Annotated in this window: 16 protein-coding genes; 8 read left to right on the forward strand and 8 right to left on the reverse strand. The window is 70.4% G+C overall.

The features are described 5' to 3' along the window. The first annotated feature begins 3 nt into the window (after positions 1-3). Positions 4-813, forward strand: a complete 810-nt coding sequence (locus MRBLWS13_RS04050; RefSeq protein ID WP_308867590.1) for a ParA family protein — start codon at positions 4-6, stop codon at positions 811-813. 133 nt (positions 814-946) lie between these two features. Continuing rightward, positions 947-2,161 carry an aminotransferase class I/II-fold pyridoxal phosphate-dependent enzyme gene (locus MRBLWS13_RS04055; protein WP_349427759.1) on the forward strand — a complete coding sequence of 405 codons (1,215 nt, stop codon included), beginning with the start codon at positions 947-949 and terminating at the stop codon, positions 2,159-2,161. A gap of 1 nt (position 2,162) precedes the next feature. Here MRBLWS13_RS04055 and MRBLWS13_RS04060 read toward each other — a convergent pair whose 3' ends face one another. The 3 genes from MRBLWS13_RS04060 to MRBLWS13_RS04070 form a co-directional block, all read right to left on the reverse strand. Next, positions 2,163-2,705: a MerR family transcriptional regulator gene (locus tag MRBLWS13_RS04060; protein WP_308867592.1), complete on the reverse strand. Its 543-nt coding sequence runs from the start codon at positions 2,703-2,705 to the stop codon at positions 2,163-2,165. Positions 2,706-2,871: 166 nt separating this feature from the next. Continuing rightward, positions 2,872-3,564 (reverse strand): MerR family transcriptional regulator, encoded by a 693-nt coding sequence (locus tag MRBLWS13_RS04065; RefSeq protein ID WP_349427760.1) that lies wholly within the window; start codon positions 3,562-3,564, stop codon positions 2,872-2,874. Beyond that, the gene (locus MRBLWS13_RS04070) at positions 3,564-4,067 is read right to left on the reverse strand and encodes an FHA domain-containing protein (protein ID WP_331910068.1); all 504 of its coding nucleotides are present in this window, start codon (positions 4,065-4,067) and stop codon (positions 3,564-3,566) included. Before MRBLWS13_RS04070 ends, MRBLWS13_RS04065 begins: the two co-directional genes overlap by 1 nt. 259 nt (positions 4,068-4,326) lie before the next feature. Here MRBLWS13_RS04070 and MRBLWS13_RS04075 point away from each other — a divergent pair, with 259 nt between their 5' ends. Then, a complete protein-coding gene (locus tag MRBLWS13_RS04075) occupies positions 4,327-4,692 on the forward strand; it encodes a hypothetical protein (RefSeq protein WP_349427761.1) in 366 nt (121 codons plus the stop codon). Positions 4,693-4,764: 72 nt separating this feature from the next. Here the strand turns inward: MRBLWS13_RS04075 and MRBLWS13_RS04080 are convergent, their stop codons facing one another. Beyond that, on the reverse strand, positions 4,765-5,160 hold the full coding sequence (locus tag MRBLWS13_RS04080; protein ID WP_349427762.1) for a hypothetical protein: 396 nt from the start codon (positions 5,158-5,160) through the stop codon (positions 4,765-4,767). A gap of 106 nt (positions 5,161-5,266) precedes the next feature. On the opposite strand from MRBLWS13_RS04080, the gene MRBLWS13_RS04085 reads away from it, so the two are divergent. Together MRBLWS13_RS04085 and lpdA are read left to right on the forward strand one after the other, a co-directional pair. Next, positions 5,267-5,965 carry a copper resistance CopC family protein gene (locus MRBLWS13_RS04085; RefSeq protein ID WP_349427763.1) on the forward strand — a complete coding sequence of 233 codons (699 nt, stop codon included), beginning with the start codon at positions 5,267-5,269 and terminating at the stop codon, positions 5,963-5,965. 9 nt (positions 5,966-5,974) lie between these two features. Beyond that, positions 5,975-7,375 carry a dihydrolipoyl dehydrogenase gene (gene lpdA / locus MRBLWS13_RS04090; protein ID WP_349427764.1) on the forward strand — a complete coding sequence of 467 codons (1,401 nt, stop codon included), beginning with the start codon at positions 5,975-5,977 and terminating at the stop codon, positions 7,373-7,375. Positions 7,376-7,551: 176 nt separating this feature from the next. Here lpdA and MRBLWS13_RS04095 read toward each other — a convergent pair whose 3' ends face one another. Then, the gene (locus MRBLWS13_RS04095; protein WP_349427765.1) at positions 7,552-8,205 is read right to left on the reverse strand and encodes a CYTH domain-containing protein; all 654 of its coding nucleotides are present in this window, start codon (positions 8,203-8,205) and stop codon (positions 7,552-7,554) included. Next, positions 8,192-8,425: a response regulator gene (locus MRBLWS13_RS04100; protein ID WP_349427766.1), complete on the reverse strand. Its 234-nt coding sequence runs from the start codon at positions 8,423-8,425 to the stop codon at positions 8,192-8,194. The genes MRBLWS13_RS04095 and MRBLWS13_RS04100 overlap by 14 nt, the downstream gene beginning before the upstream one ends. Before the next feature lie 162 nt (positions 8,426-8,587). Here MRBLWS13_RS04100 and glgP point away from each other — a divergent pair, with 162 nt between their 5' ends. From glgP to MRBLWS13_RS04115, 3 genes are all read left to right on the forward strand, one after another. Continuing rightward, on the forward strand, positions 8,588-11,146 hold the full coding sequence (glgP, locus tag MRBLWS13_RS04105) for an alpha-glucan family phosphorylase (protein ID WP_349427767.1): 2,559 nt from the start codon (positions 8,588-8,590) through the stop codon (positions 11,144-11,146). A 255-nt stretch (positions 11,147-11,401) separates the two neighbouring features. Beyond that, positions 11,402-12,133, forward strand: coding sequence for a glutamine amidotransferase (locus tag MRBLWS13_RS04110; protein WP_349427768.1), 732 nt, complete (start codon positions 11,402-11,404; stop codon positions 12,131-12,133). A 79-nt stretch (positions 12,134-12,212) separates the two neighbouring features. Beyond that, positions 12,213-12,650: a hypothetical protein gene (locus MRBLWS13_RS04115; protein WP_349427769.1), complete on the forward strand. Its 438-nt coding sequence runs from the start codon at positions 12,213-12,215 to the stop codon at positions 12,648-12,650. 36 nt (positions 12,651-12,686) lie between these two features. Here the strand turns inward: MRBLWS13_RS04115 and MRBLWS13_RS04120 are convergent, their stop codons facing one another. Both MRBLWS13_RS04120 and MRBLWS13_RS04125 read right to left on the reverse strand, forming a co-directional pair. Continuing rightward, entirely contained in the window at positions 12,687-13,451 is a 765-nt protein-coding gene (locus MRBLWS13_RS04120; RefSeq protein WP_349427770.1) for an NAD(P)H-hydrate epimerase, read from the reverse strand. After that, positions 13,448-14,521 (reverse strand): YhjD/YihY/BrkB family envelope integrity protein, encoded by a 1,074-nt coding sequence (locus MRBLWS13_RS04125; RefSeq protein ID WP_349427771.1) that lies wholly within the window; start codon positions 14,519-14,521, stop codon positions 13,448-13,450. The genes MRBLWS13_RS04120 and MRBLWS13_RS04125 overlap by 4 nt, the downstream gene beginning before the upstream one ends. Positions 14,522-14,557: the final 36 nt, after the last annotated feature.

Genomic DNA, 14,557 nt, shown 5'->3' on the forward strand with positions numbered 1-14,557 from the left:
CTTGTGCACGTCCTATCCGTCAGCTCGCTCAAGGGTGGCGTCGGCAAGACGACCGTGACTCTCGGACTCGCGTCGGCGGCCTTCGCCCGCGGTGTCCGCACGCTCGTCGTCGACCTCGACCCGCAGTCCGACGTATCGACGGGCATGGACATCCAAGTCGCCGGTCGACTGAATGTCGCCGATGTCCTCGCCAATCCCAAGGAGAAGACGGTCCGCCAGGCCATCACCTCCAGCGGCTGGGCGAAGGTGCATCCGGGCACCATCGACGTCATGATCGGCAGCCCGTCCGCGATCAACTTCGACGGCCCGCACCCGAGCGTGCGCGACGTCTGGAAGATGGAAGAGGCGCTCGCCACCATCGAGGCCGACTACGACCTCGTCCTCATCGACTGCGCGCCGTCGCTGAACGCCCTCACGCGCACCGCGTGGGCGGCATCCGACCGCGTCATCGTCGTCACCGAGCCCGGCCTGTTCTCGGTCGCCGCAGCCGACCGCGCCCTCCGCGCCATCGAGGAGATCCGCCGCGGCCTCTCCCCTCGCCTGCAGCCGCTGGGCATCGTCGTCAACCGCGTGCGCCCCCAGTCGATCGAGCACCAGTTCCGCATCAAGGAGCTGCGCGACATGTTCGGCCCCCTCGTGCTGAGCCCGCAGCTGCCCGAGCGCACCTCGCTGCAGCAGGCGCAGGGTGCCGCGAAGCCCCTGCACATCTGGCCCGGCGATTCCGCCCAGGAGCTCGCGGCCGACTTCGACTCGCTGCTCGACCGCGTCATGCGCACCGGCCGCATCCCGGTCCCCGAAGACACGCGCTCCTGACGGCGACGGATGCCGGCATCCCGGCATCCGCGCGGGTGACCAGTCTGCTCACTCGATGAACACTTTGCGCACTTTGTGCACGCGTGAGTGATCAGGACTTGCTAATCGGCTCTCGATCACTGACCATATCGCCATGGCATCGATGACGCTGCACCCTGACAGCCTTGCCGTGCACGCCGGCCGCGACGATCTCGCAGCGCTGGGCGTCCACGCACTCCCCCTCGACCTCTCGTCGACCAATCCGCTGCCCGGCATCGAGCTCGGCGGCATGTCGTACGAGGTGCTGGCGACCGGCGGCCACCCGTTCGAAGGAGGCTCGAACGTCTACGCGCGGCTGTGGAACCCGACGGTCGCCCGGTTCGAAGACGCCCTCGCGCGCCTCGAACACGCCGAGGAGGCGGTGGCGTTCTCGTCGGGCATGGCCGCGGTCACCGCGGTGCTGCTCGCGCTGACGCACGAGTCCCAGCGCCGCCACGTCGTGGCGGTGCGTCCTCTGTACGGCGGCACCGACCATCTGCTCGCATCGGGGTTGCTCGGCGTCGAGACCTCGTTCTGCGCCCCCGACGCGGTCGCCGCGGCGATGCGTGACGACACGGCGCTCGTCGTGCTCGAGACGCCGGCCAACCCGACGCTCGAACTCGTCGACATCCGCGCCGTCGTCGCTGCGGCCGGCGACGTGCCCGTGCTGGTCGACAACACGTTCGCCACGCCCGTGCTGCAGCATCCACTCGATCTCGGTGCCGCACTGTCGCTGCACAGCGCCACGAAGTACCTCGGCGGTCACGGTGACGTCGTCGGCGGAGTGGTCGCCTGCGACGCACGGCTCGCCGCGGCGCTGCGCCGCACGCGCGCCATCACCGGTGCGATCATGCACCCGCTCTCCGCGTACCTGCTGCACCGCGGTCTCGCGACGCTGCCGGTGCGCATGCGGGCGCAGCAGGAGGGCGCCCGCGTCGTCGCAGAGTGGCTCACGACTCGACCCGAGGTAGCGCGCGTGCACTTCCCCGGCTTCGCGGCGAGCGATCCGCGCGGGCTCGTGGGCACTCAGCAGTCGGGTCCGGGCGCGATGATCGCGATCGAGCTGGCCGGCGGCTTCGACGCCGCATCGTCGCTGACGGCGGCGGTCGAGCTGTTCACGCACGCGGTGTCGCTGGGCAGCGTCGATTCGCTCATCCAGCACCCGGCCGCTCTCACACATCGCCCGGTGGCGTCGGACGCGAAGCCCTCGGACGCGCTGGTGCGCCTGTCGATCGGCCTCGAGAACCCGGCCGACCTGATCGCCGACCTGGCTCAGGCCTTCAACGCCACCACTGTTGAGCGAGGACGGGTCGAGCCGGCGCTCGCGTGAGTCAGGCGGAGCGGGCGGCGCGGCGGACCGCGAGTTCGTCCATGGGGTCGGGCCGCTCGAACTCGAACTCGACGAGCTCGGACTCGACCTCGCGCAGCACCTTGCCGACGGCGATGCCGAACACGCCCTGGCCGCGGCTGACGAGGTCGATGACCTCGTCGTTAGATGTGCAGAGGTAGACGGACGCGCCATCGCTCATGAGGGTGGTGCCGGCGAGATCGCGGATGCCGGCGGCACGGAGCTGGTCGACGGCGGTGCGGATCTGCTGCAGCGAGATGCCGGTGTCGAGCAGTCGCTTGACGAGCTTCAGCACCAGGATGTCGCGGAAGCCGTACAGCCGCTGGGAGCCCGACCCGCTCGCGCCCCGCACGGTCGGCTCCACGAGCTCGGTGCGAGCCCAGTAGTCGAGCTGACGATAGGTGATGCCGGCGGCCTTCGCCGCCACGGCACCGCGATAGCCGACCTCGTCGTCCATCGCAGGAAGTCCGTCGGTGAAGAGGAGTTCGGCACCGAATGGCTCACCTGCAGCCACGTCTCCGGTCATGCTCGTTCCCCCCTCCGGAATCGAATACCTCAACGCTAGATCAGCCTCCCCCTCGCGGCAATGACATCCGCTGTTCGCAGGTCGGCGTGTCGCACGCCTGGACGGGCTCCGCGACCGGTTCCGGGCTTGGCGCAGGCTGTTCGGCTCGCCTGGTTTGACGGGCTGATCAGGCGAGCATGCGGTCGAGCGCGGCGCGCACGAAGATCGCCCGCACGTCGTCGAGACGCCGGGTCAATTCGGGCGCGAGCTCGCCGGCACGACCGCGGGACGAGGCATCCGTCCGTCGCAGGAGCGGGGCGAGCGCCGACTCGACGAGGGCGACATCGCGCTCGGCGCTCTGTCGCAGCGCACGCACGTGGCGCGGCTCGATGCCGTGCCGGTCGAGGGCGACGAGCGCGCGCAGGAGCGTGACGGACTGCTCCGTGTACGACTCGGCGCCGGCGATGATGCCCGTGCTGATGGCGTCGTTGAGCAGCTGCGGGGCGGCACCGGCGGCGGCGAGCATCTCGTCGCGGCGGTAGCGGCGCGGCGCGGGCACGATCGACGGAGGCGGCACTGCGGTCGGCGTGGCTGGGTCGCGACCGGCGTCGACGTCCTCGAGATAGTCGCGGATGACCGACAGCGGCAGGTAGTGGTCGCGCTGCAGCGTCAGCGCGAGGCGCAGCCGCTCCAGGTCGTCCTGAGAGAACTTGCGGTACCCCGACTCGGTGCGCAGCGGTGTGACGATCCCCTGCACCTCGAGGAAGCGCAGCTTGCTCGAGGTCAGGGACGGGAACTCCGGTGACAGGCGTGCGAGAACCTGCCCGATACTGAGAAGACCCGCGGACGACGCCCTTTCGTGGGCGGAAGCCGCGGGCATCAGGCGTCCGCCGCCCGGGCGAGGTCGGCCGGCGAGACGAAGAAGTTGAGGCGGAACTTTCCGACGCGCACCTCGGCGCCATTGGTGAGCGTGGCCCTGTCGACCCGCTCGCCGTTCACGTAGGTGCCGTTGAGGGAGCGCTGGTCGACCAGCTCGAAGGTCGTGCCGGAGCGCGTGATCTCGGCATGGCGGCGCGAGACGGTGACGTCGTCGAAGAAGATGTCGGCTTCGGGATGCCGCCCCACGGTCGTCACGTCGGAGTCCAGCAGGTAGCGGGCGCCTGCGGTGGGTCCGGAACGGACGAGCAGCAGTGCAGCACCGGAGGGGAGGGCATCGATCGCGTCGAGCTCCGCATCGCCGAGCTCGCTGCCGAACGGCACGAACGAGAGATCGGAGTCGTGGCCGAACGTCTGCGTGGTGTCGGCGGCACGGTCGGACTCGTGTGCGTCGGCCCCTGCTGCGCGGCGGATGTCGCCCTGATCGGGTCGGCGGTCGTGCTCCACGGTTTCCTCCTCTATCCGTTCAGCCTATCCGATCGACCTCGGCTGCGACGAGGTCGTTTGCGCCCCATTTCCCCCGATCACCGCCACCGGCACTCCCGAGAGCTCCGGCGCGTCCGCGGGGTGAGGCGGAGCCTCGGCGCACCCGGAAAAGCGCTCGTACTGCAATGTTTCGCCACGTGTCGCGCGAGATGCGCCGGAACACGTGCCCGCCTAGCCTGGCAGGACCGTAGACGATTCGTCGAATGAGAAGGAGACCACCGTGTCCAGCCCGCACAGCCACATCCCGCCCCTCCAGGTGCGTGAGCGTGCGGCGTGCATGTGCGACCACGGCGGCAGCTGCTCCTCGTTCGCTCCCGGCCACGCGCTGCACCTGATCCAGGCGCGCCTGGCGTCGGCGACGCCGTCGGAGTGGGCGGATGCCATCGTCGAGGAGTCCGACGAGCGCTCCGGTTTCGTGATCGTCCGGACGCTGGCGGACGCGACGTCGATCGTGCTGTGGAACGGCGTGGGCGCCGCGGTGACCGCGACCCCGGGCACGCCCGTCGCGCTGCATGAGCGCTACCACGTGCTCGCCGTCGGCGGGGCGCGCTTCAACGTCCTCCGCGCGGAGCTCGCCGAAGCCTGACCGGTCCCGCCGCGATCGTGCATTCCTCCTGCGCGGGGTATCGCGCAGGAGGAATGAGAAAGGCGACGGGCCTCAGCCCATCGCCATCATCGAGTTCTTCATCGCCATGCAGGCGTCCATGCACGCCTGGCAGGCCTGAGCGCACATCTTGCAGACCTCGCTGTGGTCCGCGTGCTCCATGCACTCGTCCATGCAGACCTGGCACATCGCGATGCACGCGTCGAGCATCGACATCATCGCCGCCGGGGTCATGCCCTGCATGCGCATCATGGCGCGCATCATCGTGTTGCACATGTCCGCACAGTTCATGCACGCGGGCGCGCACGACATCATCTGCGTGGAGCACACCGTGCATGCCTGCTCGCAGGCCGAGCAGGCGTCCATACAGGCCTGCATCACCGACATGTCCATGGTGTCCATGCCGGGCATCGACGCCTTCGACATGGCGTCCATCATCATGGAGTCCATCGCCGCCATCCTTCCGTCACCGGGTCGGCGGGCAGATCCCCCGCCTTGCGGCCATGCTAGACCTCGGAACGCCCGGATCGAAGGGCCGGATAGGCTCGATCGCGTGATGTCACACAGAGTTCACAAGCGGCTCTCAGCCCCCGTCTCCGCGCTCGTCGCCGCCCTGCTGGTCGCCTTCGCCGTCGTGCTGGGCACGGCGTCCCCCGCTCAGGCGCACGATGAGCTGCTCGGCAGCGATCCCGCCGCCGACAGCAGTCTCGATGCTCTTCCCGCGCAGCTCACGCTCACGTTCAGCGCCGAGATCGCCGACGACGAGGGCGCATCGGTCGTGGAGGTGACGGATGCCGCGGGCACCGCGCTCACCGCCGGTGCCCCGGTCGTGAACGACAACGTGCTGACGCAGCCGCTCGCGGGTGAGGCGTCCGGTGCGGTCACCGTGCTGTGGAAGGTCGTCTCGAGCGACGGGCATCCCATCTCGGGCGAGTTCTCGTTCACGGTCGCGGGAGCGCCTGCACCGACGCCGGCGCCCACGGAGACCACGGCGCCGACGCCGTCCGAGACGGCGACCGCTGCGCCGACGGAGACCGTCGAGCCCACCCCGACCGCGACGAGCGCTCCTGCCTCCGACGACGCACCGAGCGCGTGGCCGTGGGTCATCGCAGGGGTGCTGGCGCTCGCGCTGGTGGCCGCCGTGGTCTACCTGCTGGTGTCGCGTTCGCGGCGCGAGAAGGCCCTCGCCGCCTCGTCCGCGAGCGCTCCGGGCGCCCCCTCGCAGCCCGACTCCGAGCCTCCGGCCGACCACTAGGCTGGAAGCATGCCTCACTACGACGTCGCCATCCTCGGCGCGGGGCCCGGCGGGTACGTCGCGGCCGTCCGTGCTTCTCAGCTCGGCCTCAAGGTCGCGATCATCGAAGAGAAGTACTGGGGCGGTGTCTGCCTCAACGTCGGCTGCATCCCCTCGAAGGCTCTGCTCAAGAACGCCGACCTCGCGCACCAGTTCCACCACAAGGCCGATCTGTTCGGCATCTCGGGTGATGTGCACTTCGACTTCGGGGTCGCATGGGATCGCAGCCGCAAGGTGGCCGATACCCACGTCAAGGGCATCCACTACCTGATGAAGAAGAACAAGGTCGACGAGTACGAGGGGCGCGGATCGTTCACCGGTCCGAACGCGATCCGTGTGACCAAGGCCGACGGCTCCACCGAGGACGTCACCTTCGACAACGCGATCATCTCCACCGGCTCCAAGGTCCGCCTGCTTCCCGGCGTGCAGATCGGCGGCAACATCGTCACCTACGAGGAGCAGATCCTCGCCCGCGACCTGCCGCAGTCGATCGTCATCGTCGGCGCCGGCGCCATCGGCATGGAGTTCGCCTTCGTCATGGTGAACTACGGCGTCAAGGTCACGATCATCGAGTTCCTCGACCGGGCCCTGCCCAACGAGGACGCCGACGTCTCCAAGGAGATCGCGCGCCAGTACAAGGGCTACGGCGTCGACATCCTCACCTCGACCAAGGTCGAGACGGTCACCGACCACGGCGACCGCGTCACCGTGACCTACACCCCGGCGGCCGGCGGCGAGACGCAGTCGATCGACGCCGACAAGGTCATGATGTCGATCGGCTTCGCCGCAAACGTCGAGGGCTTCGGGCTCGAGAACACCGGCGTGAAGCTCACCGACCGCGGCGCCATCGACATCGACGACCACATGCGCACCAACGTGCCGCACATCTACGCGATCGGCGACGTCACCGCCAAACTGCAGCTGGCCCACGTGGCCGAGGCGCAGGGCGTCGTCGCCGCCGAGACGATCGGCAAGACCGAGACGATGACCCTCGGCGACTACCGCATGATGCCGCGCGCCACGTTCTGCTCGCCGCAGGTCGCCTCGTTCGGCCTCACCGAGCAGCAGGCGCGCGACGCCGGCTACGACGTCAAGGTCGCCAAGTTCCCGTTCTCGGCGAACGGCAAGGCGAACGGCCTGGGCGAGCCCATCGGCTTCGTCAAGCTCATCGCGGACGGCGAGCACCTCGAGCTGCTCGGCGGTCACCTCATCGGCCCCGACGTCTCGGAGCTGCTGCCCGAGCTGACGCTCGCCCAGAAGTGGGACCTCACTGCTCTCGAGGCCGCGCGCAACGTCCACACGCACCCGACGCTGTCGGAGGCCGTGCAGGAGGCCTTCCACGGCCTCGCCGGCCACATGATCAACCTCTGATCAGCTGACGCGGAAACGCCCCGGACCTTCTCGAAAGGTCCGGGGCGTTTCGTCTCGTCGCTGGCGCTCCTCGCTCAACGACCGGGTGCTGGTTCGGACGCGCGCGCGAAGCGAGACGAAACGCCTCTCCCCCGGTCGTTGAGCGAGCGGAGCGAGACGAAACCCGCTACGACTCCTCAGGCTCCCAGCGTGCGGGCGAGCTTGGAATCGGATGCCGCTTCCCGGCCACCGACCGCATGCACGGCTTGTGCGGCGGCGGCGAAGAGCGCCGCGCGGTCGTCCGCGGAACCGGGTGCGGCGGGGCCGAGCTCGAACTCCCACTCCCGCCAGGTGCGCTGCACACCGTCCCGTTCGTCGGTGGCGATCACGTGGTCGTCGACGAACTCGGCGACGATGCCGCCCTCGGCGTCGCAGAGGGCATACGCCGTGCGCTGGTTGCGGATGCGGGCGATCGGCGCCAGGTGCGACGTCACGGCGACCGCCTCGAGGGCGTCGGCGACGGCATCCGGAATCGTGTCGTCGGTGCCGAGCGGCCAGTGCAGCTCCACCCGGCCGCCCTCCTCGTCACGGGGGCCCTTGATGTGCCAGCCCTCGTCGGGGCCGCCGGTGCGGCGGCGCACCGCGTAGCCGGCGTGCGCGAGGGCGAGGTCGTCGCTGTCGAGGTAGACGGCGTCGAGCGCACGCGGCTCGGCTGCGCCGACCGACGACACCCCGGGCAGACCCGACCAGTCGGGGAGCGCGGTGTCGTCGTCGACGTCGAATTTCAGCTCGATCTCGACCGAATGGCTCGGGCGGGTCGGTTCGGCGGGGTGCTCGTCAGCGCCGATCACGTGCGGTGTCGCTGTACGGATCGATGTCGTCCTCGGACTCGATGAACCAGAACTCGGCTTCGGTCGGCCCATCGCCGTCGCCGGTGTTCTCGGGCGACCCCTTGCGCTCGTAGACGACCTGCGTCTCGCTGTAGGGGACGATCAAGCGGTCCAGCTGGGGGTCTTCGAGGGGCAGGAGCTGCCCGTCGAGCGGGCCTCCGTGCAGTCGTGCGATGGCCATGCCCCCAGCGTAGACCCGGCGCCCGACACCATCCGCACCCTTGCGCTCTGCCGGCCGACGTGTCTCCGTGCCGCCGACGTTCACCGCCGCGACGCCCGGCGTTCCGCTGAGGCGGCCATCGTGGTGCAAGCGCTTCCAGATTCTGCCTCTAGAATCGCGAGCGTGAAGGCCATCCGAACGTTCACGGTCCGCCCTGTGCTGGCCGACACCCTCGCCCCGCTCGATCGCCTCGCCTCGAACTGGCGCTGGTCGTGGAGTCGCGCGACGCACGCGCTGTTCGCGTCGATGGATCCCGCCCTGTGGGACGACATCGGCGCCAACCCCGCCCGCATGCTCGGCGCGCTGGGTCAATCCCGCCTCGACGAGCTCTCGCGCGACGAGGAGTTCGTCGCTCGGGTCCGCGAAGAGGACGAGCGGCTCACCGCCTACCTCGAGGGCGACCGCTGGTTCCAGCAGCTCGAGGGCGACAAGCCGGCGCACATCGCCTACTTCTCCCCCGAGTTCGGCGTCGACGGCTCGCTGCCGCAGTACTCGGGCGGGCTCGGCATCCTCGCCGGTGACCATCTCAAGAGTGCGTCCGACCTGGGCGTGCCGCTGACCGGCGTCGGGCTCTTCTATCGCGCGGGCTACTTCCGCCAGTCGATCGGCGACGACGGGTGGCAGCGCGAGGCCTATCCCCTGCTCGATCCGTACGGCCTCGGCTTGACGCTGCTGCGCGACCGCGCCGGCGCACCGGTCGAGATCGCGCTCGATCTGCCGGGCGACCGCCGCCTGTACGCGAGGGTCTGGATCGCCGACATCGGGCGCATCCCGCTGCTGCTCCTCGACTCCGAGACGCCGTCGAACACCGACGAGATGCGCCGCGTCACCGATCGCCTGTACGGCGGCGGCGGCGAGCACCGTCTGCTGCAGGAGCTGCTGCTCGGCGTCGGCGGCGTGCGCGCCGTGCGGGCGTGGTCCGAGCTGAACGGTCGCCCCGCCCCCGACGTCTATCACACGAACGAGGGCCACGCCGGGTTCCAGGGACTCGAGCGGATGTCGGAGCTCATCACGCAGGACGCCCTGAGCTTCGACGAGGCCCTCGCCCAGGTGCGCGCGGGCACCGTCTTCACGACGCACACCCCGGTGCCCGCCGGCATCGACCGTTTCTCGCGCGACCTCATCGCCGACTATCTCGCCAGCGGCCTCTTCCAGAACCTCGACGCGGGGCGTGCCATCGCGCTCGGCCTCGAGACCTGGAACGGCGGCGACCAGGGCGTCTTCAACATGGCCGTGCTCGGCCTGCACCTCGGGCAGCACGCGAACGGCGTCTCGGTGCTGCACGGCGAGGTGAGCCGCGGCATGTTCGGCATGCTGTGGCCGGGTGTCGACGCCGACGAGGTGCCGATCACGTCGATCACGAACGGCGTCCACGCTCCGACCTGGGTGCACCCCGCTCTCAAGGCCGTGAGCGAGCGGGCGTGGGGCGACGCGCGCACCGACACCCATGACTGGACCGACCGGGCTGCCGTGACGGATGCCGAGCTCTGGGGTGTTCGTCAGCAGATGAAGGGCGGGCTCATCGCCGAGGCGCGGCGGCGGGTGGCGGCATCCGTGTCCACGGGCAACGGCCACACGCCCTCGTGGGTGGAGGATCTGCTCGATCCCGATGTGCTCACCATCGGCTTCGCCCGGCGCGTGCCCACGTACAAGCGGCTCACGCTGATGCTGCGCGATCCCGAGCGGCTGACTGCTCTGCTCACCGACCCCGAGCGGCCGGTGCAGATCGTGATCGGCGGCAAGTCGCACCCGGCCGACGACTCGGGCAAGATCCTCATCCAGCAGCTCGTGCGCTTCAGCCGCGATCCGAAGGTGCGCGGGCGGATCGTGTTCCTGCCCGACTACGACATCACCCTCGCCAAAGACCTGTACCCCGGCTGCGACGTGTGGCTCAACAACCCGCTGCGCCCCCTCGAGGCGTGCGGCACGAGCGGCATGAAGGCCGCGCTCAACGGCGCGCTCAACCTCTCGATCCTCGACGGCTGGTGGGACGAGTGGTTCGACGGCGAGAACGGCTGGGCGATCCCGACCGCCGACACCGCATCGAACGACGAGGAGCGCGACGACGCCGAGGCCGCGGCCCTGTACGACCTCATCGAGCACCAGCTCGTGCCGAAGTTCTACGAGCGCGAGGGCGGCATCCCCACCGCGTGGCTGGGCATGGTGCGGCACACCATGACCGATCTCGGCAAGAAGGCGACGAGCGACCGCATGGTGCGCGACTACGTCCAGCGGCTGTACGTGCCGGCGGCCGCCCACGACGTGGCGCTGCGCGCGAACGAGTTCGCCCTGGCGCGCGAGGTCGCCGCGTTCGTCGGACGCATCAAGGGCGCGTGGGGCCGGATCTCGATCGCGAGCGTCGACAGCTCCGGCATCCCGGCGCAGGCGCAGGCCGGCGACGCTCTCGAGGTGCGCGCCGACGTGCGACTCGACGGCCTCTCGCCCGACGACGTCGCGGTCGAGTTGCTCTACGGCAGCACCGACGAGGACGACGCGCTCGCGCGCGACCACTCGGTGTACCGCCTCTCCCCCACCGGCGAGGGCGTGGACGGAGTGCGGGCCTTCACCGGCACGCTGCCGCTCAGCGTCACGGGCACGTTCGGGTACACCGTCCGCGTGCGGCCGGCGCACCCGCAGCTCGTGTCGCCCGTGGAGCTCGGCTTCGTCACGTACGCCTCGTAGGACACTCATCACGGATGCCTCGATCCGGCGTGCTGCGCCGGGTCGAGGCATCCGTCGTCCTTCCTCGAGGCTGCGCGTCGACCCGTGGCGTTTCGTCTCGCTCGCTGGCGCTCCCTCGCTCGACGACCGGGTCAGAGCACGGGACGTTTCGTCTCGCTCGCTGGCGCTTCCTCGCTCGACGACCGGGTCAAAGGAACGGTCGTTGAGCGAGCGCAGCGAGACGAAACGCGCCCCCGGCCCACGTAGGCTGGTGCGGTGAAGCCGTTCGTCCTCCTCGCCACCCGTGCCGAGGACGTGCCCGCCGACGAGGAGTACGCGCTGTTCCTGCGCTATTCCGGCCTCTCCCCCGATGAGCTCGTGCGGGTGCGGCTCGAGGCGGAGCCGATGCCGCGGTTCGATCTCGATGCGCTCTCGGGCATCTTCGTGGGCGGCGGACCGTTCAACGCTTCCGATCCCCTCGAGAAGAAGTCGGCGGTGCAGCGGCGGGTCGAGGCGGAGTTCGCGACCCTGCTCGACGAGGTCGTGGACCGCGACTTCCCGTTCCTCGGCGCCTGCTACGGCATCGGCACGCTCGGCGCCCACCAGCACGCGGTGATCGACCGCACCTACCCCGAGCCGATCAGCGTCGTGCCGGTGACGGTCACCGAGGCCGGGGCATCCGATCCGCTGCTCGAGGGGATGCCGACGACCTTCGACGCGTTCGTCGGACACAAGGAGGCGATCTCGCAGCTGCCTGCCGCGGCGACCCTGCTGGCGTCGTCGCCGGGCTGTCCGGTGCAGATGTTCCGGGTCGGCGAGAACGTGTACGCGACGCAGTTCCACCCCGAACTCGACGTCGAGGGCATCACGACGCGCATCCACGCGTACGCCGACTACGGCTACTTCGCCGCCGACGAGCTCGAGCTCACTCTCGCCGCGGTGCGGCGCGCGGCGGTCTCGCATCCGAGCCGCATGCTGCGTACGTTCGTCACCCGCTACGCGCGCTGAGTCGGACCTTCGCACCGCGCCTCGGCGGTGGTACGCTCCCCGCACCGGCTGCCTCCGCCGCCCGAGACCGAGGTGCGTCATGGGTTTCAAGAAGCTGCTCCTCACGGGCGCCGCGATCGCCGTCGTCGTGGCGGCCGCGATCCTGGTGCCGAGCGTCGCGACCGGAGCCCCGCTCCCGGTGCTGCTGCCGGCGACCTTCGCGGTGGCGCCGGATGACGGCCCCGGCGAGAACGGCCGCGGCAACGCGTTCGGTCCCGACAAGGACTCCCCCGATTTCCCCGGCAACGGCAACCGCGGGGACGGTGCCAGGGGCGGCGACGGCCGCGGCAACGCGTTCGGTCACGACAAGGACTCCCCCGACTTCCCGGGGAACAACGGTCGCGGCAACGGCGATGCCGACGCAATGGACGATGACGGCCCCGACCACAACGGCGACGGCAACGCGATCGGTCACGACAAGGACTCCCCCGACGTCCCCGGCGACAACGGCCGCGGGCACGACGACTCCGACGACTGAGTCTCTGGCCGGTCCCCGGGCGCTCCGCCGAGTTCGTCAGTCGGTCTGGGCCAGCACGACGCGCGAGACGGATGCCTCCCCCGCCGGCTCAGCGGTCTCCAGCGCCGGGCCGAGTCCGATGTCGACGAGCACGATCTCGCCGGCGAGCTCCGGGCCGCGTCCGGTGACGAGTCCCGCCTTGACCGCGCCGAACGTGACGGTGACGGATGCCGGGAGCACGGCGTCATCCGCGGTCCCGGTGTCGGGGTGCAGGCCGCTCGGGATGTCGACGGCCACGACGCGCTGCCGGCGCCCGGCGCGCGGGACGGTCGAGAGCAGCACGGTGACCGCCTCGCGCGCGGTGCCGCGCAGCGCCGGGTCCTGCGAGGCGCCGATGCCGAGGATGCCGTCCACGATGAGTCCGTAGCGGTGGGCGGTGTCGGCCAGCTCAGCGAGGTCGAGCCTCCTCACGCCGGCGCCGACGGCGGCCGCGAGGGCTGACTCGTGGAAGCGGTCGGAGACCAGCAGCGCGTCGACGTCGGCGACAGCGGCGATCTGCGCCGCGGCGTAGAGCGCGTCTCCGCCGTTGTCGCCGCTGCCCACGAGCACGAGCACCCGCGGGCGCGGCGTGTCGGGGTGATCGAGAGTCACGGGTTCCAGAGCGCTGGTCATGGTGGTGGGGGTCTGCGACGACAGCTCCGCGCGGATGACGTCCGCGAGAGCGCGTGCTGCGCGGCGCATGAGCGGCGTGCCGGCGTCGAGGAGCGGGCGTTCGGCTGCGCGGACCTGCTCGGCGGTGTAGGTCGGCACCTGGTGGCTCACGACTGCTCTTTTCCCGCCCCGACGCGTTCCTGTTCCGCCGGCGCGGCCGGCTTCTCGTCCGCGTTCTTCTTCTGGGCGGCGAGACGTTCGCGGTCGGCGTCGGCGCGCGCGTGTGCGAGCTCCTCGGTCGCGACGCGCACGGCATCCTCCGCCTGCCGCACCCGGCGCAGGGCGAACGTCGGCGAACCGAACCGCTCGCGGACGCGGTCGACGTGCTCGCGCTCGCTGACGATGATCCACGTCGACGCGAGCAGGATCACCTGGGCCGACAGGTTCAGCCACAGCAGCAGGGCGATGAGGCTGGCGAACGTGGCGAGGAGGGGGTTCGAGCCGGCGCCGGCGACGAACAGTCCCGACAGCTGCTGGAGGACGGTGAGCCCGAGCGCGCCGAGGAAGGCACCCGACCACAGCGCACGAGGACGCGCCCGCACGCCGCTCAAGCTGACGAAGGCGAGGGCGACGACGGCCATGTCCAGCAGGAAGACGACGACGATCGAGACGCTGCGCGTGGCGATCGCCGCGAAGTCGTCCTGCGTGATCCCCAGCCAGTCGAGGACGGTTCCGATGAACGAGGTGCCCACGAAGGTCGCACCCGCTGACAGGACGAACCCGCCGCCGATCGCGATCGCGAGCAGCAGGTTTCGCAGCAGCACCCAGACGAAGAAGACGTCGTCGTGCACCCGGTCGGCCAGGGTGCGGATCGCCACGCGCAGCGACCCGATCGCGCCGATCGCCGCGCCGACGAGCGCGACGAGCGCCATGATCCCGGCGACGGTGAATCCAGCGGGCGCCTGGATGTCGGAGACGTCGACGATCCCGCCCTCGCCGACGAGGCCCGGGATCGCGGCATCCACCGCGTCCACGAGCGACTTCCATGCCGCGGGGTTGTCGCTCAGCCAGACGGCCGCGAACGAGAAGCCCAGCAGCACGCCCGCGAACACCGAGAACAGGGAACGGTAGGTGATGCTGTCCGAGAGCATCGGGCCGCGCCGCTCGGCGTAGTGCAGCCACACCCGTACGAGCCGCAGTGACAGCGCCCAGGCCGTCACCTTCGCGATCAGGTCCGCCATGGCGCCACCTTATCGAGTGCGCGCGGGGACCCTGCC

Source organism: Microbacterium sp. LWS13-1.2 (assembly GCF_040144835.1).
Classification (GTDB): Bacteria; Actinomycetota; Actinomycetes; order Actinomycetales; family Microbacteriaceae; genus Microbacterium.

What these genes read in the sequence shown, in the direction of transcription:
- MRBLWS13_RS04055 (WP_349427759.1), top strand. Translation starts at nt 947, where the DNA reads ATGGCATCGATGACGCTGCACCCTGACAGCCTTGCCGTGCACGCCGGC.
- MRBLWS13_RS04060 (WP_308867592.1), bottom strand. Translation starts at nt 2,705, where the DNA reads ATGACCGGAGACGTGGCTGCAGGTGAGCCATTCGGTGCCGAACTCCTC.
- MRBLWS13_RS04065 (WP_349427760.1), bottom strand. Translation starts at nt 3,564, where the DNA reads ATGCCCGCGGCTTCCGCCCACGAAAGGGCGTCGTCCGCGGGTCTTCTC.
- MRBLWS13_RS04080 (WP_349427762.1), bottom strand. Translation starts at nt 5,160, where the DNA reads ATGGACTCCATGATGATGGACGCCATGTCGAAGGCGTCGATGCCCGGC.
- MRBLWS13_RS04085 (WP_349427763.1), top strand. Translation starts at nt 5,267, where the DNA reads ATGTCACACAGAGTTCACAAGCGGCTCTCAGCCCCCGTCTCCGCGCTC.
- lpdA (WP_349427764.1), top strand. Translation starts at nt 5,975, where the DNA reads ATGCCTCACTACGACGTCGCCATCCTCGGCGCGGGGCCCGGCGGGTAC.
- MRBLWS13_RS04100 (WP_349427766.1), bottom strand. Translation starts at nt 8,425, where the DNA reads ATGGCCATCGCACGACTGCACGGAGGCCCGCTCGACGGGCAGCTCCTG.
- MRBLWS13_RS04115 (WP_349427769.1), top strand. Translation starts at nt 12,213, where the DNA reads ATGGGTTTCAAGAAGCTGCTCCTCACGGGCGCCGCGATCGCCGTCGTC.
- MRBLWS13_RS04125 (WP_349427771.1), bottom strand. Translation starts at nt 14,521, where the DNA reads ATGGCGGACCTGATCGCGAAGGTGACGGCCTGGGCGCTGTCACTGCGG.